At 67.7% G+C, this 22,360-nt stretch carries 23 protein-coding genes, 1 pseudogene and 1 riboswitch; of the genes and pseudogenes, 12 read left to right on the top strand and 12 right to left on the bottom strand.

From position 1 onward, the window contains the following. Nucleotides 1-36 precede the first annotated feature (36 nt). The 3 genes from LH400_RS18025 to LH400_RS18015 are packed head-to-tail and all read left to right on the top strand — an operon-like array spanning nt 37 to nt 3,834. On the top strand, nt 37-534 hold the full coding sequence (locus LH400_RS18025) for a (2Fe-2S)-binding protein (RefSeq protein ID WP_229154374.1): 498 nt from the start codon (nt 37-39) through the stop codon (nt 532-534). Then, the gene (locus LH400_RS18020; protein ID WP_229154372.1) at nt 531-1,589 is read left to right on the top strand and encodes an FAD binding domain-containing protein; all 1,059 of its coding nucleotides are present in this window, start codon (nt 531-533) and stop codon (nt 1,587-1,589) included. The genes LH400_RS18025 and LH400_RS18020 overlap by 4 nt, the downstream gene beginning before the upstream one ends. Continuing rightward, nucleotides 1,582-3,834, top strand: a complete 2,253-nt coding sequence (locus LH400_RS18015) for a xanthine dehydrogenase family protein molybdopterin-binding subunit (RefSeq protein ID WP_229154371.1) — start codon at nt 1,582-1,584, stop codon at nt 3,832-3,834. Before LH400_RS18020 ends, LH400_RS18015 begins: the two co-directional genes overlap by 8 nt. A gap of 51 nt (nt 3,835-3,885) precedes the next feature. Here LH400_RS18015 and LH400_RS18010 read toward each other — a convergent pair whose 3' ends face one another. Beyond that, on the bottom strand, nt 3,886-4,368 hold the full coding sequence (locus LH400_RS18010) for a GntR family transcriptional regulator (protein ID WP_370638426.1): 483 nt from the start codon (nt 4,366-4,368) through the stop codon (nt 3,886-3,888). A gap of 201 nt (nt 4,369-4,569) precedes the next feature. Beyond that, nucleotides 4,570-4,677, top strand: a riboswitch (SAM-I-IV-variant riboswitch). Between the two features lie 44 nt (nt 4,678-4,721). Here LH400_RS18010 and LH400_RS18005 point away from each other — a divergent pair. Continuing rightward, a complete protein-coding gene (locus LH400_RS18005; RefSeq protein WP_229154369.1) occupies nt 4,722-5,105 on the top strand; it encodes a hypothetical protein in 384 nt (127 codons plus the stop codon). Nucleotides 5,106-5,115: 10 nt separating this feature from the next. On the opposite strand, the gene LH400_RS18000 is transcribed toward LH400_RS18005, so the two are convergent. Continuing rightward, on the bottom strand, nt 5,116-6,291 hold the full coding sequence (locus LH400_RS18000; RefSeq protein ID WP_229154368.1) for an amidase: 1,176 nt from the start codon (nt 6,289-6,291) through the stop codon (nt 5,116-5,118). A gap of 437 nt (nt 6,292-6,728) precedes the next feature. Here LH400_RS18000 and LH400_RS17995 point away from each other — a divergent pair, with 437 nt between their 5' ends. From LH400_RS17995 to aroQ, 4 genes and pseudogenes are all read left to right on the top strand, one after another. Beyond that, the gene (locus tag LH400_RS17995; protein WP_229154367.1) at nt 6,729-7,055 is read left to right on the top strand and encodes a hypothetical protein; all 327 of its coding nucleotides are present in this window, start codon (nt 6,729-6,731) and stop codon (nt 7,053-7,055) included. A 63-nt stretch (nt 7,056-7,118) separates the two neighbouring features. Then, nucleotides 7,119-7,337 (top strand): annotated as a pseudogene (locus LH400_RS26400) (type II toxin-antitoxin system RelE/ParE family toxin); the annotation flags it as partial. Nucleotides 7,338-7,465: 128 nt separating this feature from the next. Beyond that, nucleotides 7,466-8,428 (top strand): agmatinase, encoded by a 963-nt coding sequence (speB, locus tag LH400_RS17990; RefSeq protein WP_229154366.1) that lies wholly within the window; start codon nt 7,466-7,468, stop codon nt 8,426-8,428. A gap of 86 nt (nt 8,429-8,514) precedes the next feature. Further along, nucleotides 8,515-8,979, top strand: a complete 465-nt coding sequence (gene aroQ, locus LH400_RS17985) for a type II 3-dehydroquinate dehydratase (RefSeq protein WP_229154365.1) — start codon at nt 8,515-8,517, stop codon at nt 8,977-8,979. A gap of 25 nt (nt 8,980-9,004) precedes the next feature. Here aroQ and LH400_RS17980 read toward each other — a convergent pair whose 3' ends face one another. Together LH400_RS17980 and LH400_RS17975 are read right to left on the bottom strand one after the other, a co-directional pair. Then, complete coding sequence (locus tag LH400_RS17980; RefSeq protein ID WP_229154364.1) at nt 9,005-10,549, bottom strand: undecaprenyl-phosphate glucose phosphotransferase; 1,545 nt, start codon at nt 10,547-10,549, stop codon at nt 9,005-9,007. A 223-nt stretch (nt 10,550-10,772) separates the two neighbouring features. Beyond that, a complete protein-coding gene (locus tag LH400_RS17975; protein WP_229154363.1) occupies nt 10,773-11,333 on the bottom strand; it encodes a polysaccharide biosynthesis/export family protein in 561 nt (186 codons plus the stop codon). Between the two features lie 281 nt (nt 11,334-11,614). Between LH400_RS17975 and LH400_RS17970 the strand changes: the two genes are divergently transcribed. Next, complete coding sequence (locus LH400_RS17970; protein WP_229154361.1) at nt 11,615-12,367, top strand: hypothetical protein; 753 nt, start codon at nt 11,615-11,617, stop codon at nt 12,365-12,367. A 168-nt stretch (nt 12,368-12,535) separates the two neighbouring features. Here LH400_RS17970 and LH400_RS17965 read toward each other — a convergent pair whose 3' ends face one another. Then, a complete protein-coding gene (locus LH400_RS17965) occupies nt 12,536-12,805 on the bottom strand; it encodes a hypothetical protein (RefSeq protein WP_229154360.1) in 270 nt (89 codons plus the stop codon). 153 nt (nt 12,806-12,958) lie between these two features. Beyond that, nucleotides 12,959-13,168 carry a DUF2842 domain-containing protein gene (locus tag LH400_RS17960; RefSeq protein WP_229154358.1) on the bottom strand — a complete coding sequence of 70 codons (210 nt, stop codon included), beginning with the start codon at nt 13,166-13,168 and terminating at the stop codon, nt 12,959-12,961. Between the two features lie 133 nt (nt 13,169-13,301). Between LH400_RS17960 and LH400_RS17955 the strand changes: the two genes are divergently transcribed. Continuing rightward, on the top strand, nt 13,302-14,387 hold the full coding sequence (locus LH400_RS17955) for a COX15/CtaA family protein (protein ID WP_229154356.1): 1,086 nt from the start codon (nt 13,302-13,304) through the stop codon (nt 14,385-14,387). Between the two features lie 156 nt (nt 14,388-14,543). Continuing rightward, a complete protein-coding gene (locus LH400_RS17950) occupies nt 14,544-15,308 on the top strand; it encodes a dienelactone hydrolase family protein (protein WP_229154355.1) in 765 nt (254 codons plus the stop codon). 94 nt (nt 15,309-15,402) lie between these two features. On the opposite strand, the gene argC is transcribed toward LH400_RS17950, so the two are convergent. The 4 genes from argC to LH400_RS17930 all read right to left on the bottom strand — a co-directional run bounded on the left by argC (nt 15,403) and on the right by LH400_RS17930 (nt 19,450). Further along, nucleotides 15,403-16,458 carry an N-acetyl-gamma-glutamyl-phosphate reductase gene (argC, locus tag LH400_RS17945; RefSeq protein ID WP_229154353.1) on the bottom strand — a complete coding sequence of 352 codons (1,056 nt, stop codon included), beginning with the start codon at nt 16,456-16,458 and terminating at the stop codon, nt 15,403-15,405. A 326-nt stretch (nt 16,459-16,784) separates the two neighbouring features. Next, the gene (locus LH400_RS17940) at nt 16,785-17,165 is read right to left on the bottom strand and encodes a DUF2019 domain-containing protein (protein ID WP_229154352.1); all 381 of its coding nucleotides are present in this window, start codon (nt 17,163-17,165) and stop codon (nt 16,785-16,787) included. Continuing rightward, nucleotides 17,162-18,025 (bottom strand): hypothetical protein, encoded by an 864-nt coding sequence (locus tag LH400_RS17935; protein WP_229154351.1) that lies wholly within the window; start codon nt 18,023-18,025, stop codon nt 17,162-17,164. Before LH400_RS17935 ends, LH400_RS17940 begins: the two co-directional genes overlap by 4 nt. Nucleotides 18,026-18,310: 285 nt before the next feature. Continuing rightward, complete coding sequence (locus LH400_RS17930; RefSeq protein ID WP_255617779.1) at nt 18,311-19,450, bottom strand: DegT/DnrJ/EryC1/StrS family aminotransferase; 1,140 nt, start codon at nt 19,448-19,450, stop codon at nt 18,311-18,313. Nucleotides 19,451-19,657: 207 nt separating this feature from the next. Between LH400_RS17930 and LH400_RS17925 the strand changes: the two genes are divergently transcribed. After that, nucleotides 19,658-20,689, top strand: a complete 1,032-nt coding sequence (locus LH400_RS17925; RefSeq protein WP_229154350.1) for a Gfo/Idh/MocA family protein — start codon at nt 19,658-19,660, stop codon at nt 20,687-20,689. A 36-nt stretch (nt 20,690-20,725) separates the two neighbouring features. Here the strand turns inward: LH400_RS17925 and kduD are convergent, their stop codons facing one another. Together kduD and kduI are read right to left on the bottom strand one after the other, a co-directional pair. After that, complete coding sequence (gene kduD, locus LH400_RS17920) at nt 20,726-21,484, bottom strand: 2-dehydro-3-deoxy-D-gluconate 5-dehydrogenase KduD (protein ID WP_229154349.1); 759 nt, start codon at nt 21,482-21,484, stop codon at nt 20,726-20,728. Continuing rightward, a complete protein-coding gene (gene kduI / locus LH400_RS17915; RefSeq protein ID WP_229154348.1) occupies nt 21,481-22,305 on the bottom strand; it encodes a 5-dehydro-4-deoxy-D-glucuronate isomerase in 825 nt (274 codons plus the stop codon). The genes kduD and kduI overlap by 4 nt, the downstream gene beginning before the upstream one ends. Nucleotides 22,306-22,360 lie beyond the last annotated feature (55 nt).

Here is a 22,360-nt window from a genome sequence, read left to right as displayed (position 1 = left end):
CCTCTGGTTCGACATATCACTGAAACGGGTGAAGGCATGAACCCCTCCATCAGCCTGACAATCAATGGCGACCGACGGGAGATCGAGCTCGACGATCCGCGCGTCACGCTGCTCGACCTCCTGCGCGAGCGACTGCATCTCACCGGCGCCAAGAAGGGCTGCGACCGCGGCCAGTGCGGCGCCTGCACCATCCTCGTCGACGGCCGGCGCATCAATTCCTGCCTGGCCCTGGCCGTCAGCTATGACGGCGCCGCGATCACCACGATCGAGGGGCTCGCCGACGGCGACGCCCTCCACCCGGTGCAGCAGGCCTTCATCGATCATGACGGCTTCCAGTGCGGCTTCTGCACGCCCGGACAGATCATGAGCGCCGTCGGGCTCATCTCCGAAGGTCAGGCCGGCAGCGATCCGGAGCGGGTGCGCGAGGCGATGAGCGGCAATATCTGCCGCTGCGCCGCCTACAAGGGCATCACCGAGGCGGTGCTCGACGCAGAGGCCGCGATGAGCGGCACCAAGCGGGAGAAGGCGGCATGAACCGGTTCGACTATGTGAAGCCGCAGACGATCGCCGAAGCCGTCGCGGCGGCGGCCGAGCCGGGCGCTGCCTTTCTCGGCGCCGGCACCAATCTTCTCGACCTGATGAAGGGTGGGATCGCGAACCCGAACCGGCTGGTCGACGTGACCCACCTGCCCGATCTCGCCGCGATCGAGACCGCGCCGGACGGCTCCATCCGCATCGGCGCGCTGGTGAGGAATTCCGACCTCGCCCATGACGCGGACTTTTCGAAGCGATTTCCCGCCGTGGCCGAAGCGCTCCTGTCCGGCGCCTCGGCGCAGCTGCGCAACGCCGCGACGGTCGGCGGCAATCTGATGCAGCGCACCCGCTGCGCCTATTTCACCGACCCCGCCAGCACCTGCAACAAGCGCCAGCCCGGCGCCGGCTGCGACGCGATCGGCGGCGAGAACCGGTCCCATGCGGTCCTCGGCTGGAGCGATCATTGCATCGCCGTCCATCCCTCCGACTTCTGCGTGGCGCTGACGGCGCTTGGGGCAATCGTCGAGATCGCCGGCCCCGGCGGCAGGCGCGAGGTTCCGATCACCGCGTTCTACCTGCTGCCGGGCGAAACGCCCGATAGGGAGACCCTCCTTTCGGCCGGCGAGATGATCGTCGCGGTCAGACTGCCGGCGGACGCTTTGGCCTTTTCCGGCCATCAGCGCTATCTGAAGGTCCGCGACCGTACCTCCTACGCCTTCGCTCTCGCCTCGGCGGCGGCGGCGCTGACGTTCGAGAACGGCGTCATCTCCGCCGCCCGGCTGGCGCTCGGCGGCATCGCCCCAAAGCCTTGGCGCGCAGAGGCGGCCGAAGCCGCGCTCGCCGGCAAGGCACCCGGCAGGCAAGCCTTCGCGGCGGCTGCCGAGATCGCCTTCGCCGACGCCAAGCCCTCCGGCGAAAACGCCTACAAGATCGAACTCGGCAAGCGGGTCGTCGCCCGGGTGCTCGCGATGGCGGCCGCCGGCACGCCCGACCGTCTCCCCGCGCTGCCCGCCTCGCCCTTCGCCCCCATTCCGGAAAGTGTCGTCAATGTCTGAGATCGCTTCGCTTCCCACCGGTTCGCGCGTGCGCCAGGGCTCCAATATCGGCCAGCCCCTGACCCGGCGCGACGGCCTCCTGAAGGTCACCGGCCGCGCCACCTACGCCGCCGACAACAATCCCGAGGGCGTGCTCCACGCCGTCGTCGCAACCGCCGCGATCGCCCGCGGACGGGTCGCCCATCTCGACGTCGCGGCGGCGAAGGCCCATCCGGACGTGGTCGAGGTCATGACGCCGGACAACCGGCCGCCGCTGGCGCTCGACCCCGACGCAAAGCTCCACCCCTTCATGTTCCGTATGGACCTCCTGCAGAACGACCGCGTTCGCTATGCCGGCCAGCCGATCGCGGTGGTGATCGCGAAGACGCTGGAAGCGGCGAGCGAGGGCGCCATGCTGCTCGCCCCGCGCTACGAGGCCGAGGCGGTGGATGTCGGTCTGGACGGCGAAAGCTTCGTCCCGGACGCCGTCGGCCCCGGCGCTCCCGCCGAGGCTGAGAGCGGCGATTTCGATACGGCCTTCGCCGGCTCGCCGAAGACAATCGAGGCGACCTACGAGACGCCGCCGCAATACCACAACGCCATGGAGCCGCATTCGATCGTCGCAAGCTGGGACGGCGACAGCGTGTCGATCGACATGCCCACGCAGGGGCTCGCCATGGCGGTCGGGCGCGTCGCCGGCCTGTTCGGCATTCCAGCCGAGAACATCCACATCCGCAGCCCCTTCCTTGGCGGCGGCTTCGGCTCCAAGGGTATGCCGGCCGGCCCGCAGATGCTCGGCATCATCGCCGCGAAGATGGTCGGCGCACCGGTGAAACTCGTCCTCAGCCGCCAGCAGATGTACGGGCCGGTCAGCCATCGCGGCCAGACGCGCCAGACGCTGCGCCTCGGCGTCGCGGAGGACGGCCGCCTGACCGCGATGGAACACCTCACCCTGGCACCGACGAGCCGGTTCGACGACTTCATCGAGCCCTCCTCCAACGCCTCCCACTCGCTCTATGCCGCGCCGGCGATCCGCACGTCGCATAAGGCGGTGCGCATCGATATCGGCACGCCCGGCTTCATGCGCGCGCCCGGCGAGGCTTCGGGTTCGGCGGCGCTGGAAGGCGTCATCGACGAGGCCGCCTTCGCCGCCGGTATGGATCCTCTGGAGTTCCGACTGCTTAACTATGCCGAGGTCGAGCCGATCTCGGGCAAGCCGTTCTCGTCCAAGGCGCTGCGCGAATGCTACGAGAAGGGCGCCGAAAGCTTCGGCTGGGCCAGGCGCTCGTTCGAGCCGCGATCGATGCGCGACAAGGACGGCCGGCTCGTCGGCTGGGGCGTCGGCACGGCGCTGTTTCCCGCGGTCATGTTCCAGGCGCAGGCTCGGGCGGCAATCCGCGCCGACGGCAGCGGGCTGATGGAGACCGGCGCCCACGACATGGGCCAGGGAGCCTGGACGGCGCTGCACCAGATCGCCGCCGACGGGCTCGGCCTGTCGATGGAGGAGACCGAGTTCCGCGCCGGCTCCTCCGATCTTCCCGATGCCGGCATCGCCGGCGGCTCCGGCCATACGGCGACCGCCGGCCTAGCCTTGCACAAGGCCGGCGAGGACGTCATCGCGAAGCTCACCGAGCTCGCCGTCAATGACGAGCGCTCGCCGCTCTACGGCGCCGGCAATGTCGGCGTCGTGGCGCGGAACGGCCGGCTGGTACGCCAGGACGACGAGAGCCGCGGCGAAGGCTATGGCGACATCCTGAAGCGCGCCGGTCTGTCCGAGATCGAGGGGCATGGCGAGGGCGCCAGGGACCCGTCCGCCGCGGAAAGCCATGCCATGTACGCCCATGGCGCGGTCTTCGCCGAGGTAAGCGTCGATCCGGACCTCTGCCAGATGCGGGTGACGCGGCTCGTCGGCGCCTTCGCCGCCGGCCGGGTGATCAATCCGCGCATGGTCGAGAGCCAGTACTATGGCGGCATGATCTGGGGCATCTCTTTCGCGCTCCAGGAAGAAGCCGTGCACGACAAGCGGAGCGGGCGGATCATGAACGCCAATCTCGCCGAGTACCACGTGCCGGTGAACGCCGACGTGCCGTCGCTGGAGACGATCCTGATCCATGAGGACGACCCCCACGTCAACGCGCTCGGCGTCAAGGGCGCCGGCGAGATCGGCATCACCGGAACGGCCGGCGCCATCGCCAATGCCGTATGGCACGCGACGGGCAAGCGAACTCGCCGCTTCCCGATCACGCTCGCCGATCTGATCGGCTAGGCCGGACCGTCATCCTGCCCCTGCCGCGACGATCTTCGCCGCGGCAGCCCGTCATTCCGGATCTGACGGACGCGCCGCCTCGTCGCCGTGATCGCCCGGCTCGACCGCGTCGATCGCTCGGCGGACGGTGAGGATGTGCTTGCGCATCGAAGCCGATGCGCGCTCACCCTCCCCCGCGACGATCGCGTCGACGATCGCGCCATGCTCGCGGTGCGAGGCCTCGGGCCGCTTGAAGCCCTCGAACTGGAGGTCGCGGAACGGCGCAAGCGAACGCCGTACCGACAGCGTCGTGCGTTCGAGAAATGCGTTTCCCGAGCCATGATAGATGGCGGCGTGAAAGCGTTCGTTGTGAATCCGATAGGCGTCGACGGCATCGTATTGCGCCGCCTCGTCGCCCTGGCGGTGGAGTTCCATCAGATCATGCAGCTTCGCGCCGGAGAGATTGGCCGCGCACAGGCGCGCGCACAGCGACTCGAGCTGGGCCATGACGACGAAGGCCTCGTCGAGATCGCGGGCCGGGAGCTTGGTGACGATCGTGCCGCGATGCGAGCAGCCGGCCGCTTATTGGATCTCGGCGATTTCCATCTGATCAATTCTAGGCAGATCTGCGAACTTCCCGGCAGCACCTTCGTGGCTGGTCCGAAGACGGCGCTCGCGAGAACTGTGGGTCCCCTGGGAAGGGGCGCTGCGGCCACCCGCGCCTATTGCCGGAAAAAGGAGACGCTGCTATCAGGCCGCCAGCATCAAGAGTTGGGCGTGGCCCGACGCCAACCTGCCGATCCGGGCAAGGTGGCATCTCCTTCGGGAGAGATGTGGCCGTGCCCGGCAACCAAACGGACAAAAGCCGCATCGTCGCACGCTCGGCCTCCAGAACGGAGACAGACGACGTGCAGATCGATATCGCCCATCAGCTCTCCTGGCTTCCACTCGCCGAAGGCGACGCCGCGCATTGCCTCGGCCATGCCGACCGGCGCACACCTCGCGGCCATGCCGTCGAGACGATCGTCGCCGTCCTGCATCGCCGGCACGGCGCTTTCACCCATGTCTACAGTCTGAGCGAGACGCGACGTCACGGCCGGACGGAGGTCCGGCTGGAGACGGTGATCGCTGGACACGACCTCGCCGCGGCCGAGCGCTTCGCTGCAAGGCTCTGCCCCGCGCCCGCAAAAGCGGAGCACAAGCCACTCCCGGCCGCGCCGGCCATCGAGACCCGCGCCGGAGAATCGAAGGTCCGGAAGCGCGCGGACGAGCGATTGCTCGTCGCTCCGTAAAGAGGCCCGCCTATTTCGCGGCGGCAAACTGCCCCGCCAGCGCGATCAGCGAGCGATCCGAGCCGCGCGGACCGATCAGCGACAGGCCGAAGGGAGCGCCGTCGACCGTTCCGGCCGGGAACACCACCTGCGGCAGCCGCGCCATGCCGGCGACGCAGAGCAGCGTCATCGCCGCCGGGCGGAATCCGTCGAAGACGTCACGGCCAGCGTCGCGGCGGAACGGCGCATCGTGGACGACCGGGGCAAGGAGCACGCCGTCATTGCCGAGCAGCCGGTCCATGGCATCGGCGAACGGCTCGCGCACGGCATTGGCCGCGGCCTCGTCGGCCTCGCTCAATCCCTGCGCAAAGGCTACGCGGTCGTCCAGTCCCGGCCCGAGCGGCATGCCGGACGCCTCGATGAACGGCACGACCGAACGCTTGCAGTCGCAGCTCTGCAGCACGCGGAAGGCCTCGTGGAGCGCGTCTGCGCCGGCCGCGGGATAGACGGTGACCGGCTCGGCCGGAAGATCGGCGAACACTTCCTCGTATATGGCCGCCTGGTCCGAGCCGAGCCGGGCGACCATGTCCTGCGGCCGCAGCCAGCGCGGGCTCTCGGAAAGCGAGATGTCGTCGGGACCGAGGAGGACGGAGGCGCCGGCCGCCAGTGTGTCGGCGTCGCGGGCGAAAAGGCCGCAGGTATCAAAGCTCGCGCCCAGTTCCATGCAGCCGTCGAGCGTGATCCGGCCATGCGTCGGCCTAAAGCCGTAGAGTCCGCAGAAGCTCGCGGGCGCGCGCACCGATCCGCCGGTGTCGGTGCCGACGCCGAGATCGGCAAGCCCGGCCGCGACCGCCGCCGCCGAGCCCGAGGAGGAGCCGCCGGGGATGCGGTCCGGCGCCGCGGAGTTGATCGGCGTGCCGAAATGCGAGTTCATCCCGTAGAGCGCCCAGGCAAGCTCGTCCGTCTGCGTCTTGCCGACGAACTGCGCTCCAGCGTCGAGCAGTGCCTGCACGGCGGGCGCCGATACGCTCGCCACCTCGCTCATCGCGAGCTTGGTCGGACAGCCGCAGGACGTCCGATAGCCCTTGACGTCGAAGAGGTCCTTGACGGCCAGCCGGAGCCCCGCGAGCGGCCCTTGACCGGCGCTGGCCACGTCCACCGCCGGATACGGCATGAAGGCATGAACCGGATCGTCTTTGAGCAGCATCGCGCCGTCCCTCTCCTACGCTGGCGCCGAGCTCGTGCTCGCCGTCGTCCCCGCGGGCGGCGCCGTCAGCGGCCAGCCCTGTCGCCCGCCATCCTGGGCGAAGTTGCGCTGCAGCGCAAACCGCGCAAGTGCAGGAGATGAAGCGGATCGTCAGACGGGCCGGATCGCGGCTCTTTACCGCCCAATGGCCAGGAATGGCCGCTTCGCGCGGCTATCAACCCGCCGGACTTCGCGGTGATCGTCAGGCGACGATGCGGGCGTATGCGAAGCCCGATTCGCAGCCACCCGGGAGGATCCCAACGGCCGCCAAGGCGACGAAGGGCGACAAGCCGATCATCATCGAAACTGCCCGCCACCAGGGCGGTGCACTTGGAGATGTTGCTGCTCTCCGGGCGACAGGGCGAGACCGGCATTGGCTTCGGCTCCGGCACCATAGCTTGTCGGGACGGACATCAGCGACGAGAGCCACCATCGCGACCCTGACCATCGAGATCGACGAGGCCACCGCCGCCTCCCTCGACCAGTTGTCGGAACAGAAGCGCCATGCCGACCGCGCCGGCCTTCTCGGCCAGATCATCGCCGAATACGCCCAGCGGGAAACCGAGCCGGAGGGCTATGACGCCTGGTTCCGCGAGGAGGTCGAGACGGCGCTGCGGGAGATGGACGACCCTGGCGCGGAATTCATTCCGGGCGAGGACGTCTCGCGTGCATGGGAAGAACAGCGGGCGGCACTCCTGAAGCGTGCAACGCGGAAAACGGGATGACGGTCAACTGGTATCGTCGTGCCGAGCGCGATCGATACCGACAGCTGAACTACATCGCCGAACGCAAATCCCCTAGCGGCGATCGCCGCCGGTGACGAGATTCAAGCTGCGACAAAGCGGCTGGATTTCCTGGCTCTGAGTGGGCGGCCCGGACGGGTTCCCGGTACCCGCGAACTATCCGTTCCCCGGCCCCCCTTCATCCTGGTCTATCGGGTAGACGGGACCGACATCTCGATCGTTCGACTGCTGCATGAGCGCCAGCGCTGGCCTGCACGGCGATGACTTGGTCCGGTCACGGGCGCTGATCGTCCCGGCGCCGCCGGTCGCATCGTACTCGAGCCGTTCCTTCAAACATGGCTGCGAATGGAGTAGGACGAGTGCCGATCTGACCTGTCTGTGCCGGAACGCTGATGTCCTCCCATTCCATCGACCACGCCTTCACCGCCGACGGTCCGCTCGGCGCGGCCTCGGACCCGACCTATGCCGGCGCTCTTTCGTTCATGCGCCGGCGCTTCTCGAAGGACGTGTCGGGGACCGACGTCACCGTCTGGGGCGTGCCCTTCGACAGCGCGGTGTCGAACCGTCCGGGCACCCGCTTCGGGCCGCAGGCGCTGCGGCGGGCCTCGGCGATCTTCGACAACGACCCCCAATATCCCTTCGACCGCGATCTCTTCGCGGCGCTGTCCGTCGTCGACTATGGCGACTGTCTGCTCGACTACCGGCTGCCGGAGACGGCCCATGCCCGGATCCTCGCCGAAGCGAACGCCCTCCTCGACCAGACCGGCTTCCTGCTCACCCTCGGCGGCGACCACTCGATCACCTATCCGCTGCTTCAGGCACATGAAAAGCGCCACGGCAAGCTGTCGCTCGTGCAGTTCGACGCCCATCAGGACACCTGGCCGCTCGCTCACGCCACCGACGGAAGCCTGCGCGTCGACCATGGATCCTTCGTCAAGGCGGCGGCGGAGGAAGGCCTGATCGACCCTTCGACCTCGATACAGGTCGGTATCCGCACCCATGCGCCCGAGACCTGCGGCCTCGAAATTCTGGGCGGTGAGGCGGTGGAGGAGATGACGGCGGCACAGGTCGCCGAACGGATCTATGCCCGTACCAGCGGCACCAATGTCTATCTCAGCTTCGACATCGACTGCCTCGACGCCGCCTTCGCGCCCGGCACGGGGACGCCGGTCGCTGGCGGCCCGTCGAGCGCCAAGATCCTGTCGGTCCTGCGCCATCTGAAGAACCTCGTCATCGTGGGAGCCGACGTCGTCGAGGTCTCCCCGCCCTACGATCATGCCGACGTCACGGCCATAGCCGGATCGAGCGTGGCGATGTATGTCCTCGGTCATCTCGCCGAAAAGCGGACCGTCTGAGCCGCCTTCCCGGCTTGCGCGCGTTCCCCGAGACGCGCATCCGGTCCGACAACCGCTTTCGCCCCGACGCCGCCGGAGGAGCCGCCATGACCGCCGCCCCGACAATTATCACCATCCTCAACGGCCCGAACCTCAACCTCCTCGGCAAGCGTCAGCCAGAAATCTACGGCCGCGAGACCCTCGCCGACGTGGAAGCAGCCTGCCGCGATGCAGCCGAGGCCGGCGGCCTGTCGATCCGCTTCCTGCAGTCGAATGCCGAGCACGAGATCATCGACTGGATCCACGAGGCGCGCGAGGATTCCTTCGGCATCGTGATCAACCCAGCCGCCTACAGCCATACCTCGGTCGCCATCCTCGATGCGCTGAACACCTTCGAGGGGCCGGTCGTCGAGGTGCACATCTCCAACATCCACAAGCGTGAGGCCTTCCGGCACCACTCCTATGTGTCGCAGCGCGCCGACGGCGTGATCGCCGGCTGCGGGACGCAGGGCTATGTCCTTGCCGTGTCGCGGATGCTGACGCTGTTCGAAGCGGCGTCCCGAGCCGGGTGAGGAAGACCGGGACGGGACGCGCCGCTCAATAGGCGGCGTTGGTCCTGAACAGACTGATCGGCGTCATCACCAGAATGTAGATGTCGAACAAGAGCGACCAGTTCTCGATGTAATAGAGGTCGTGCTCGAAGCGCTGCTTCAGCTTTTCCGGCTCGTCGATCTCGCCGCGCCAGCCGTTGATCTGCGCCCATCCGGTGATGCCCGGCTTGACCTTGTGGCGGCCGAAATAGCCGTCGACGATCTCGACGAAGGTCTCGCTGCGGCTGGACTGGGCATGGACGGCGTGCGGCCGCGGCCCGACCAGTGAGAGATCGCCCCTGAGGACGTTGAAGAGCTGCGGCAGCTCGTCGATCGACGACTTGCGGATGAAGGCTCCGACCCGGGTGACGCGCTTGTCGTTCTTGGTGACGATCGTCCTCGCCTCGGGATCGGACATCTCGTGGTAGAGCGAACGGAACTTGAAGACTTCCACGATCTGGTTGTTGAAGCCGTGACGCTTCTGCCGGAACAGGACCGGTCCCGTCGAGTCCAGGCGGATCGCGATCGCCGTGACCAGGAAGACCGGCAGGAGGGCGACGATCGCGATCGAGGCAATGACGATGTCGAAGATCCGCTTGACGATCCCGTCCCAGTCGGCGAGCGGCCGATCGAAGACGTCGATCAGCGGAACCTGGCCGACGAAGGAATAGGTGCGCGGCCTGAACTTCAGCTCGGCCGAATGGGCCGACAGACGGATATCGAGCGGCAGCACCCAGAGATGCTTGAGAAGCGCCAGGAGCCGTCTTTCGGCGGACAGGGGCAGCGTCACGATCAGCATGTCGATGCGGGTCAGCCGCGCGAAGGAGACGAGTTCCGCGATGGTGCCGAGCTTGGGATAGCCGGCGACGATCGGCGGCGAGCGAGTGTCGTCGCGGTCGTCGAAAATCCCACAGATGCGGATATCGCCGTCTGGCTGCATCTCCAGGCTGCGGATCAGCGTTTCGGCGTTCTTGCCGCCGCCGACGATCACCGCGCGCCGCTCCATCCGGCCGTTGCGCGCCCAGCGCCGCACGTTCGCCGCAAGGATCAGCCTTCCGACCACCAGCGTGACGGAGCTGACCGCGAACCAGGTCATGAGCCAGCCGCGTCCGTTCGTGGCGTCGCCAGGCAGGAGGAAAAGGAGCAGCGCGGAAGCGAAGGCCGCAGCCGCGGCACAGCCGGCGACGACGCGCCAGAGCCGCGATGCCCGTCCCCGCAGGAAGGACAGATCATAGCCGTGCGACAGGCCGATGAAGAGGACCCCGGCGGCCGCTCCGGCAATGGCCGGCCAGGCGCCGACAAGTGCCGCCTCGTCGGTCGTCTGGCGCACGAACAGCCAGGACAGAAGGCCTGATCCAGCGAGGACGACGAATTCCGCAGCCCTCAGCAGACCGCAGAGCATGCGCGGCGTGATGAAATCCTCGCGGAACTGGAGGACGGCACGCTGCGCAAGCGGGTTCAGCTCGGCCGGCGCCGGGGTAGGCCCAGCCTCCGCCTGAAACTTCCGGATGGCGTCCGCGGTGAATGGCTGACCGTCGTCGATATTCGCCATGACCTTACGGATCCCGTTTGCCGTCGATCCCCTCCGGCAAGGTCCGAAGGACCCATGCGGCCGGACGCGACGCCCAAATTTTCCGGGACAGTAGTCGATGAAGGCTAAGAGACGGTTTCGGATGCGACGAAAATTCGCCGGAATTGCGCTGGGTCGCTTACGGCGCTGTGGTTTTCAGCCCGCTTTGGGAGGTCGCCGGCGCCCGGTCGCCCGGACCCAGGCGTCAGAACCAGCGCTCGCGCACATAGACCGTGTCGCCCGGCTGCAGCGGATCGGAGGTGCGCACGCGGCCTGTCACGATCCGGCCGCCGATCTGGCGGGTGATGTCGACGGTTTCCTGTTCGGCCCGCGGGGAGAAGCCGCCGGCGATCGCGACCGCCTTCTGCACGGTCATGCCCGGGACATAGCTGTACTGGCCGCCGGTGTTCACCTCGCCCATGATGAAGAAGGGGCGGTATTGCTCCACTTCGACCGTCACGTCGGGATCGTTGATGTAGCCGTCGCGCAGCCGATCCGCGAGTTCGCGCTCCAGCTGCTGCGGGGTTCGTCCGCGGGCCGGCACGGAGCCGACCAGTGGCATCGCGATATAGCCGGCCTTGTCGACGGGATAGGTCTTCGACAGCCCCTCCTGATCAAACACCGTGATGCGCAGGACGTCGCCGCTGTCGAGGTGATAGGGTTCGTTGAGGACCCGGTGGAAGGCGGGCGGAACCGGCTCGTAGGACGCGCACCCGGCCAAGCTCGCCACCACAGCTGCGATAATGCAGAAGGTCGCCTTGTTCATCGCCTTGGTCCTTGAGGGGATATTGTCCGTCCGGGTGCATTCCATTCGCAAGGTTGTTGTACGTTCGTTAGGGTTAACCTGGGGTTAATCAGGCAAATCCGCTTTTTCCATCAGGACGTTTAACCGCGTCGTTACCCGGCTCCGGCAGGATCGGGCCTCAAGATCTTTCGCGCGGGGCGGGGATTTCGGGCCGACTGCGCCGCCAGCGGCGGCCGGCCCCTCCCCAAACCTCGCGCGATCACGATGACGGCTGGAAGGTCGGCAACGAAGGGACCGCACTGATGCTCGGACAGGCCATGGCAGAATTCGGGAGCTCGCTCGGCACCATGCTCGGCCGCCAGACGTCTCCCAAGGAGCTTTCCGCAGAGAAGGCTCCGGACCCAGCCGCACCGACCACCGAGACGAAGCGGCAGCCGGCGGCGGCGGCGGAAGCCAGCCAGACGCAACAGATCGCCACCGCCAGCGAACTGGTGCTCGCGATCCAGCACAGCGCCGTAAGGCGCCTCGTCGTCCTCTCGGTCAATGCCGACCGCGACCAGTTCGGCGGCGTCGAGCTTTCGCGGCGGCTGGCCTCGGCTGGCCGGGCGACCGTGCTGGTCGACCTGACCGGCGAGGACCGGATCGCCGCCAAGATGGGGATCACCGCCGACAGCGAGGGCTATGGCGACCTCGCTTCGGGGCTCGCCACCCTGGCCGAGGTGATCCACCGCGACCACTACACCCGCGTCCATGTCGTGCCCTCGCACGGCGCCGATCTTTCAGAGGCGAGCGCGGCGGATCTCGTCCGGCTCGAAAACTTCCTGTCCGCATTCGGCGAAGCCTACGAGACGGTCGTGGTCGAATTCGCGCTGCTTGACATCGAGCGTCTGCCCGCGATCCTCGACGAGGAGACGGCGGTGGTCGTGGCGGGCAATCCGCGGACGGACGAGCTCGCCGGCGACGTCGCGGCGGCGCTGCGGGCCCTCGGCATCAGCGACGTGATCTTCATGCCGAACGCGCGGCGCGGCGTCGCCGGGGCCCGTGAACGCGCTTGATGCGGTGCTGCCGGCTCGCATACGGGCCAGCCCCCTTCTCCGCAAGGCCGAGGATGACCTGCCGCTTCCGGCATCTCGGTCGGCAAGCGCGGCGGTAACGCCTGTCACAAAGCAAAGGCCCCCGGCGTAAAACCGAGGGCCCTATTCCTGTTGGCGGCATGTGATCGCTCAGTAGGAGCAGACCTTGACGCGCTTGATCTTGTAGCGCGGATAGCCGTCATAGTCGTAGCCGACGATGACCTTCCTCTTCTTCCAGAAGCAGTGCTTACGGTGAGCCCGGTAGTTCTTGCGATGGCCGGAATGGGAGCCGTAGTAGCCGGCCTGCTCGTAGCTGCCGAAACTGTAGCCGCCCGAGTAGCCGCCGGCATTGGCGGTGGTCATGGAGCCGGTGGCCGCGATGGCGACAGTGGCGAGGGCGAGAATGGTCTTGCGGATCATATCTGTCTTCCTTCTCGTTGCCGGCGAACCCCGTGTCCGCCGATGACCAGAAGGTAGCCGGAGCCCGTCCCGCCGGCTGTGACCCGGGTCACAGGCAAAGCCGGACCGGACAGGACGATCCCGCAGCCCCCTGCCCTGCCGTTCCGCCCGGCCTCAGCCGCGCGGCGCGGTCTCCATCCACTTGATCACCCACATCGCCGGCAGAACCCACAGGAAGCCCGTGAACAGGAAATAGGCCAGATGCACCCAGCCACTCGCATTGCCGAGATAGAGGCTGGCGATCGCCGTCGCGAGCACCGCATAGATCGAGACGAGCAGGATCAGGATGACCGTGCCGATGAGCTTCTTGATCCGGACCGGCATTGTCTTCGCTCCTCTCGCGCTTCGCGGCACGCTGGGCGCTTCGCCCGATCCGGCACACGAGGTGTCCGCCCGACGGGGCTGGGACGTTTCGGCGTCTTGATCGCGCCGGGCTTTGGGTGCAAAGCCTCGCGCCATGACGAGCCTCGCCTATACCGACGACAGCCCCCTGACCGCAACGCCTGCCCGGCGCGACCGATCGGCCGTGCGCATCTGGCTCTATGCGGTGGCGCTGTTCATCTTCGCGCTGGTTCTCGTCGGCGGCGCGACGCGGCTGACCGAGTCCGGCCTGTCCATCACCGAATGGAAGCCGATCCATGGAGTGATCCCGCCGCTTTCGGCCGCCGAGTGGCAGGAGGAATTCGTCCGCTACCAGCAGATCCCGCAATACCGGGAGATGAACCAGGGCATGGATCTCTCTGGGTTCAAGACGATCTACTGGTGGGAGTGGACGCACCGGCTGCTCGCGAGAGGCGTCGGTGTCGTCTTCGCGCTCCCGCTCCTGTTCTTCTGGCTCACCGGACGGCTGGAGCCGTTCCTGAAGCCCCGGCTCCTCGGCATTCTCGCCCTCGGGGCGCTGCAGGGCGCGATCGGCTGGTGGATGGTCGCCTCGGGCCTCAGCGTCCGGACCGAGGTCAGCCAGTACCGGCTTGCCACTCACCTCACCGTGGCGAGCATCATCTTCGCCGCGACGATCTGGGTCGCGCGCGGGCTCGCGCGCCGACCGATCGTGGCGCCGCCCTCGCGCGGGTCGGTCTTCGTCGGCGGGCTGATCGTGCTTCTAGCGCTCGTGCAGATCTATCTGGGCGGCCTCGTCGCCGGGCTGCGGGCCGGGCTGATCTACAACACCTGGCCGCTGATGGACGGCGCGCTCGTGCCCGATAATCTGTTGTCGATCGTCCCTGCCTGGCGCAATTTCTTCGAGAACGTCCTGACCGTGCAGTTCGTGCATCGCTGCTGCGCCTATCTGCTCTTCGCCGTCACTGGCCTCCATGCCCTGGCCGCCTGGCTGCAGACGCCGGGCACGCGCCACACGCGCGGCGCGTTTGTCCTGTTCCTCGTCGTCGCGGCCCAGGCCGCGATCGGCATCACCACGCTCCTGATGGTCGTGCCGATCGGATGGGCGCTCGCCCACCAGGCCGGCGGGATGATCGTGCTGGCGACCGCAGTGATCCATGCGCGCGGACTGAAAGGCGAGCATCGCGAGCCGCTCGCCGCCTGACGCATCAGGCCTGTGGCGGCCGCCGCCGCGGGGCCCGAGCGCCGCGACGCACGAGGCTGTGATACCGGCTTTATCGCAATCGCGGCGATTGCCGCTCCCCTGCCGCTTCCGCCGGTCTACCTTCGCGTGGACCAGGGGAACGCACGGGAGAACCAGATGACGACGCGCAGCACCATTTCGATTGCCGCCACGCTGACGCTACTTGCCGGCGCAGCGCCCGCAATGGCCGGCGAGGCCGTGACCTATCAGGCCGCGGGCGCCGACTACGAAGGCTATTTTGCCCCCGCCGACGGCGAGGCGAAGGGTCTCGTCCTCGTCATCCACGACTGGGACGGGCTGACCGACTACGAGAAGAAGCGCGCCGACATGCTGGCCGAACTCGGCTATGACGCCTTCGCGCTCGACCTCTTCGGCAAGGGCAAGCGGCCGGAGACCACCGAGGCGAAGAAGGCGGCGACGGGCACGCTCTACGAGGACCGCGAGGCGATGCTGACGCGCGTTGCCGCCGGGCTTCAGAAAGCGCGCGAACGATCCGGAGAGGAGCAGGCGGTCGTCATCGGCTATTGCTTCGGCGGCGCCGGCGTCCTCGAGCTCGCCCGCTCGGGCAAGGGGTCGGACGTCGCCGGCTATGCGACCTTCCACGGCACGCTCGCAACGCCCGACGGCCAGACCTATCCCGACGGTACCGCGCCGATCCTGATCGCCCAGGGCGGCGCCGACAGCTCGGTTCCCCCGAGCGAGGCCTTCTCGCTGGTCAAGACGCTCGAGGACAAGGGCATCGCCTACGAGCTCGAAGTCTATTCCGGCGCCCCGCACGCCTTTACCGTCTTCGACTCGGACCGCTACCGGAAGGTCGCGGACGAGAAATCCTGGGACGCGCTCCAGAGCTTCCTCGGCCGGTATCTCGGGAAGGAGAGCTGAGGGCATCCCGCCCAAGGCGGCGCCCGCGACCAGTGGTCGCTGACCGCAGCGAAAGAACCCGGACGACTTCAACCGAAGCCGTCCGGGCCCGTCATCATGGGAACAGCGGCAGCTGCTCGATGCCGGTCGTCTCCTTGATGCCGTAGGCGACGTTGAAGTTCTGGATCGCCTGGCCGGCCGATCCCTTCACCAGATTGTCGAGGGTCGAGATGACGATCGCGCGGCCGGGGATGCGGTCGGGCACGACGTTGATCACGACATAATTCGAGCCGCGCACCATCTGGGTCTGCGGCAGGACGCCCTCGTCGGCGATGGTGACGAAGGGCTCCCTGGCATAGGTCTCGATCAGATGCCCGCGCAAATCCGCGGCGGTCTGGCCTTGGGGAAGCCGGACATAGCTCGTGCACAGCTCGCCCCGGCTCATCGGGATGAGATGCGGGGTAAAGTTGACGCGCAGATCCGCCACCCCGCCGGCCTTGCCGATCTCCTGCTCGATCTCGGCCATGTGCCGGTGCTTGCCGACGGAATAGGGCGAGAGCCCCTCGCCCGCCTCGCAGAAGAGCGTGTTCTCCTTCAGGCCCCGGCCGGCGCCGGAGACGCCGGACTTGGCGTCGATGACGATGTCGGAGATGTCGATCAGCCCGGCCTTCGCCAGCGGCACCAGCGACAGAAGGACCGCCGTCGGATAGCAGCCGGGACAGGCGATCAGCCGCGCCCCGGCGATCTCGCTTCGATAGAGCTCGGTGAGGCCGTAGACCGCCTCGGTCTGGATCTCCATCGCGGTGTGGTCGAGCCCGTACCACTCCTTGTAGACGGCGGGATCGCGCAGCCGGAAATCGGCAGACATGTCGATGATCTTCACCTTCGGATAGCGCTCGAAGATGTCCTTGGTGATCGCCTGCGTGGTGCCGTGCGGCAGGCCGCAGAACACCGCGTCGACGGCGCCCCAGTCCGCGTCCTCGATGGTGACGAGATCCGGCAGGTCGACATGCGCGAAATGCTTGAAGACGGCGCGCATCGGCTTGCCGGCATGGCTGTTCGCGGTCAGCACCGCGATCTCCATGTTCGGATGGCGCACGGCAAGGCGCACGAGATCCGCACCCGTATAGCCGCTGGCGCCCAGAACGCCGATCCTGATCTTCTCGGCCATGACCGTCTCCATCGCTTGCGCCGGACGGCAGCGTGCCCAACGGCGCCCGGCAATCGCGGCGGGGTTTACAGCATTTCAGCGCGGCGTCCAGAGCGACGGGGCGTTCGACGGGTGCGGAACTTGGCTAGAGGGCGCAGTTCCGGCGCTTCGGTCGCGGGGCGAATCCTCCGGCGCCAAGGGCTGCAGCGGCTGGACGTCGATCCGACCGACACCGGAAAAGAAGACGCCTCTATCGAGCGCATCGAGCATGCCCCCCAGGCGTCGGCGGATTGCGGGCTGCGGGCTGCGGGTTGCGGATATTCGAGCGGTTGCTCGTCACGCTGACGTCAATCCGGCTTGTAGATGCCTCTATCCATTGCAGAAAGGCTCGATCCGGCATCGGCAGACTGGGGGTAGTGACCGGAGGCGGCAATCTCTTCGATCTTCCGGCGGGCCTCGACGGGAGCGACCGGTCTCGCCGCCCGGGCAGCGTTCAAGCGCACCTGCATGTTCGGATGATCGAACAGCGCAAGAAGTGCTCGTCGCTGATCGCCGTCCCTCCGCCGGAGTTCGGCTTCGAGCGCGATCTGCCGGGGAACCGTCATGTTATAGGACCGGAAATCACCGTCGAGATTGTATTCGTACTGTTCGAGGCTCATCCGCACGTAGTCGGCGAGGATCTCCTCGACGGAGGCGGATGTCAGATGACGAAGCGACAGGGAGCTCATGGCTTCAAGAGTCCTTCTTTGATGAGGAGATCCAGCCCCATTTGCATTCTCTCCTCCCAACTTCGTCCGCGCAAATAGCGCCTTGGCGATTGCCAGTCATAGTCCGGATTCCTTCTTTGATACCAAGCCGAGATGTTCTCGTGCTGGTAGCGGGGGATACGAACCAGGTTATTCTCGCCCTCGATCATCGACTTCGGGAAGCCGTCCTGTTCCGCCGACGCCTTCTCTACGATGTGGTGGACGTGAGTGCCCTTGCGGCCATCCTGCTCCTTTACGGCGCGCCGCAGCTCATCAAGAGACTTGGGACCGTCGATGGACGCCTCGATTTCATCAAAAAACCCGGTGAGATACCCGATGCTTTCTATCGCCGCGACGACAATCGCGACGCGCCTGTCCCCGCGCTTCAGCGCCCGCAGGAGCCAGAAGGCCGTCCGTTTTGCGATCGGGAAGCGGCCTCTGTCACTGCCGGGATCGCGCTTCGGGATCTCCGGCGGATCCTCCAGCGGCGGACCGCCGTTATCACCGATCCCCGGCGGCAACCGCTCGGGCGGCGGCAGGCGCAGCCTACGCGTCTTGCCAGGCGCGGTCGGGAACGCGTCGCTCCGCGTCTTCGGACCTTTGCCCGTGAGCCCGGCATAGCGGACAGGCCGAGCGCCGGCGGAACCGCCGCCCGCATCGCGCCAGCGGCCGGAGATGCCGCCGCTGCCCTTCGGCCAGCGCGGTTGGTTCGGATCGAAGTTGTGTTTGCGGCCCAGCCGACGCGCGGCGAGACTGACGCGGAGCCCGGCGATCTGGGCGCGTAGTGCGAGCAGGCCCTGCCGGATTGCCCACCGCTCCCCATCAGTCTCACGTTCTCGCATCTGCAGCCTCCGTCATCGACGGGGAGCAGTCTGCGAGGAGAATGAAGGATGGGGATTATTTTCCTATATTTAAAGCCTTCAAGTCAGCTTCCGCAACCCTGCGCCTGCCGACAGGAGAGGGTGGAGGGGTATCAGGATGATGCGTGCACCTCCCCCGCGATCCTGCGCCCCTCGGCACGCGCGAGTGCCTCACGATGAGAGGCGCTGGCCCAGATCGAAGACCGCCGCAAGATAGAGAGCGCCGACACAAGGTCGCCGGCACCCAACCCGTCCGGAGCGACGCCCTCACCCCCCGAGCGCCCCCGCCAGCGTCTCGACGATATAATCCTGCGTCTCGTCGCTCAGATAGGCGTGCATCGGCAGGCTGAGCACGTCGCGCGCGAGCGCGTCGGAGGCCTTGAGTTCGCCGCCGGCGACGGGGAAGTGCTGGTAGGCGGTCTGGCGGTGGAGCGGGCGGGGATAGTAGATCGCCGTCGGCACGCCCGCCTCGCGGAGCTTCGCCTGGACGCCCGCGCGGTCCGCGCCTTCGGGCAGGCGGATCGTGTACTGGGCCCAGGTCGAGACGGCATCGCGCAGGAGGGTCTGCGGGGTGGCGATGTTCGAGAGCTTCTGATGGTAGCGCGCCGCGATCCGGCCCCGCGCTTCGATCTCGTCCGGGAAGATCGCCAGCTTTTCGAGGAGCACCGCCGCCTGGATCGTGTCCATCCGGCCGTTCATGCCGATGCGGATGTTGTCGTACTTGTCGTCGAGGTTCTGGCCGTGGACGCGCAGCGAGGTCATCACCGCGGCAAGCTCCTCGTCATTCGTCTGGACGGCGCCGCCGTCGCCGTAGCAGCCGAGGGGCTTGGCCGGAAAGAAGCTGGTCGCGACAACATCGGACCAGTGGCTCGACATCTTGCCGTCGATCGTGCCGCCATAGCCCTGCGCGGCGTCGGAGATGATCTTCAGCCCGTGCGCGTCGGCGATCCGCCGGATCGCGGCATAGTCGGCCGGCTGGCCGAAGAGGTCGACGGCAATGATCGCGCGCGGCGTCAGGCCCTTGGCCGCCTCGGCCTCGGCGATCGCCGTTTCGAGGCTGTCCAGGTCCATGTTGAAGGTCTCGATGTCGACGTCGACGAAATAGGGCGTCGCGCCGAGCCAGGCGACGACCTCGGCGGTCGCGGCGAAGGTGAAGCTCGGGCAGAAGACCGCATCGCCCGGCCTGATGCCCCAGGCCATCAGCGGCAGCGCGAGGGCGTCGGTGCCGGAGGCGCAGGAGAGCGTATGGGTCATCCCGCCAAAGGCCGACAGCGCCGCCTCCAGTTCGCGGATCTCCGGCCCCATGATGAAGGCGCCGTGATCGAGCACGGCGGCGATGCGCCGGTCGACCTTGTCGCGGATCCTGTCGCGCTGCGTGGCGAGGTCGATGAGGGGGATGGTCTGCATGCGTCGAGCCTTTGGAAATTTGCGCGAATCGCCGCCAAACGGCTGTCCGAGAGAGGTATCGGAACGCGGCGGTCGCGCCATTCAAGATTCGTGTCAATGGCTCATAACAGCGGAATTGCGGCGGCAGCTTGCCGGCATGCGAGACAGCCGGCCGGGCAAGGGCTAGAAGCGGCAGGACGAGCGAGGCGGCAAGGGAGGACCCGGCAGATGACAAAACGGCGCGTCGCGATCGTCGGGCTCGGCATGGTGGCCGACGTCCATGCCCGCAGTCTCATCGACCTTTCTGACCGCGTGGAGGTCGCCTACGCCTTCAGCCCGACGCCCGCGCGGCGCGAAAGCTTCGCTGGACGTTATCCGTTTCCGACCGCGGGCAGCATCGATGCGATCCTCGGCGATCCCTCGGTCGACGCGCTCATCGTGCTGACCCCGCCGAACACGCATGGCGACATCGTCGGCAAGGCCGCGGCGGCCGGCAAGCACGTGCTCCTGGAAAAGCCGCTGGAGATCACGACGGAGCGCGCCGAGGCGATGGTCGCGGCCTGCGAGGCGGCCGGCGCGACGCTCGGCATCGTCCTGCAGCACCGGTTTCGCCCGGCGGCGGAGAGGCTCGCGGAAATCCTTGGGCGCGGCGATCTCGGCGCCGTCGCCGGCTGCTCGACGACGATCCGGCTGTGGCGGCCGCAGGGCTATTACGACGAGCCCGGCCGCGGCACGCTGGCCCGCGATGGCGGCGGCGTGCTCCTGACGCAGGGGATCCACACGCTCGACCTGATGCTGTCGCTGGCCGGTCCCGTCGTCGAGGTCCGCGGCTTTGCCGGAACCAGCCCGCTGCACCGCATGGAGACCGAGGACATGGTCGCCGCCGGCGTGCGCTTCGCAAACGGCGCGCTCGGCACGATCGACGCGACGACCGCCGCCTATCCGGGCTTTCCCGAGCGGATCGAACTGATCTGCGCGCATGGCACGGCAGTGCTCGCCGGCACCGGCCTCGACATCGCCTTTCGCGACGGGCGGCGCGAGCGCTTCGAGCCGGTCGCGAGCGAAGGCGGCACGGGCGCCGATCCGATGGCCTTCCCGCATGACTGGCACCGCAGCGCCATCGCCGATTTCCTCGACACGCTGGACGAGCGCCGCGCCCCGCGCGTCACCGGCCGCGAGGCGCTGAAGGCGCACCGGCTGATCGATGCGCTCATCGAGGCGGGCCGGACGGGAGCGAGCGTCACCGTCGCCGGATCCTGATACGTCGCCCGGCGTCGCCTCCGGCATGCGCTCCGGTCAGCGCGCCAGCCAGCCGCCGTCGACGGGGAGGATCGCGCCATGGATGTAGCGCGCGGCGTCCGAGGCGAGGAAGACCGCCGCGCCGCCGATATCGGAGGGATCGCCCCAGCGCCCCGCGGGAATGCGGGCGAGGATCGCGGCAGAGCGGTCCTCGTCCCCGCGCAGCGCCGCCGTGTTGTTGGTCACGACATAGCCCGGCGCAATGGCGTTGACGTTGACGTCCCGCCCCGCCCATTCGCAGGCGAGCAGCCGGGTGATGCCGGCCATGCCGTGCTTCGACGCCGTATAGCTCGCGACGCGGATGCCGCCCTGGAAGGTGAGCACGGACGCGATGTTGACAACGGCGCCGTGCCGGCCGTCCGCGATCGCCGATTTCCCGAAGGCCTGGGCGAGGAAGAAGGCGGCCTTCAGATTGAGGTCGAGGACGTCGTCCCAATCCTCCTCGGTGAAATCCGTCGCGTCGGCCCGGCGGATGATCCCGGCATTGTTGACCAGGATATCGAAGGGCCCGCCCTCCCGCGCCGCGGTCTCGAAGAGCGCGACGGCGGCATCCTTGTCCGCCAAATCGGCGAGGTGCTCGCTGCCCCTGCCCCCGGCATCCGCGATCAGCGTGAGCGTCTCGGCCATGGACGAGCGGCCCGCACAGGCGACGACCGCGCCGGCCTTCGCCAGCGCCAGCGCGATCCCCTGGCCGATGCCGGTATTGGCACCGGTGACGAAGGCGCGCTTGCCCGTCAGGTCGAAAGGCGACGTCATTTCAGATCCTCCATCGCGACCATGTCGACATCCTTGTAGTCGACATTATCGCCGGCCATCGCCCAGATGAAGGTGTAGGAGGCGGTGCCGGCCCCGCAATGGATCGACCAGGGCGGCGAGAGGATGCCCTCCTCGTTCTTCACGACGAGGTGCCGGGTCTCGTCCGGCTCGCCCATCATGTGGAAGACGCGGGTCTCCTCGGACAGGCCGATATAGAGATAGGCCTCCGAGCGGCGGTCGTGGCGATGGGCGGGCATGGTGTTCCAGACCGACCCGCCGTGCAGCGTCGTCATGCCGACGACGAGCTGGCAGCTCTCCATCACGTCCGGATGGACGAACTGGAAGATCGAGCGGTCGTTCGAGGTCGCGGCCGCGCCGAGATCGACCCGCTTGGCCGCCTCGATCGTCACCAGCCGCGTCTCGAGCTTGCGATGGGCGGGCGCGGAGAGGATGTAGAACCTGGCGGATTCGCCGGAAAAGCCGAGCGGCCCTTCGCCGAGGCCGACATAGAGCATGTCGCGATGGCCGAGCTCATGGCTGCCGGAGCCGGTGGTCACCGTGCCGGCTTCGCCGATATTGACGATCACCGCCTCGCGGCGGTCGAGGAAGCCGGGGGTCCCGGTCTCCTTGGCGGAGCTGAGCTCCAGCGTGCCGCCCGATGGCACGGCGCCGCCGACGATCAGGCGGTCGTAATGGCTGTAGACGAGGCTGATCTCGCCCGGCAGGAACAGGCTGTCCATGAGAAACTCGGCGCGCAGCGCCGACGTGTCGAAGGTCTTGGCGTGGCGCGGGTCGATAGCCTGGCGGGTCTCGATTTTCATGGCATGTACCTCTCGGTTCTGGGCATGGCTTTGCAGCGTCGCCCGGCGGCTCGTC

This window comes from Jiella soli, assembly GCF_020615385.1.
Classification (GTDB): Bacteria; Pseudomonadota; Alphaproteobacteria; order Rhizobiales; family Rhizobiaceae; genus VKMB-3413.
Note: the sequence above shows the minus strand (reverse complement) of the source record. Positions and strands in the feature narration are given on the sequence as shown.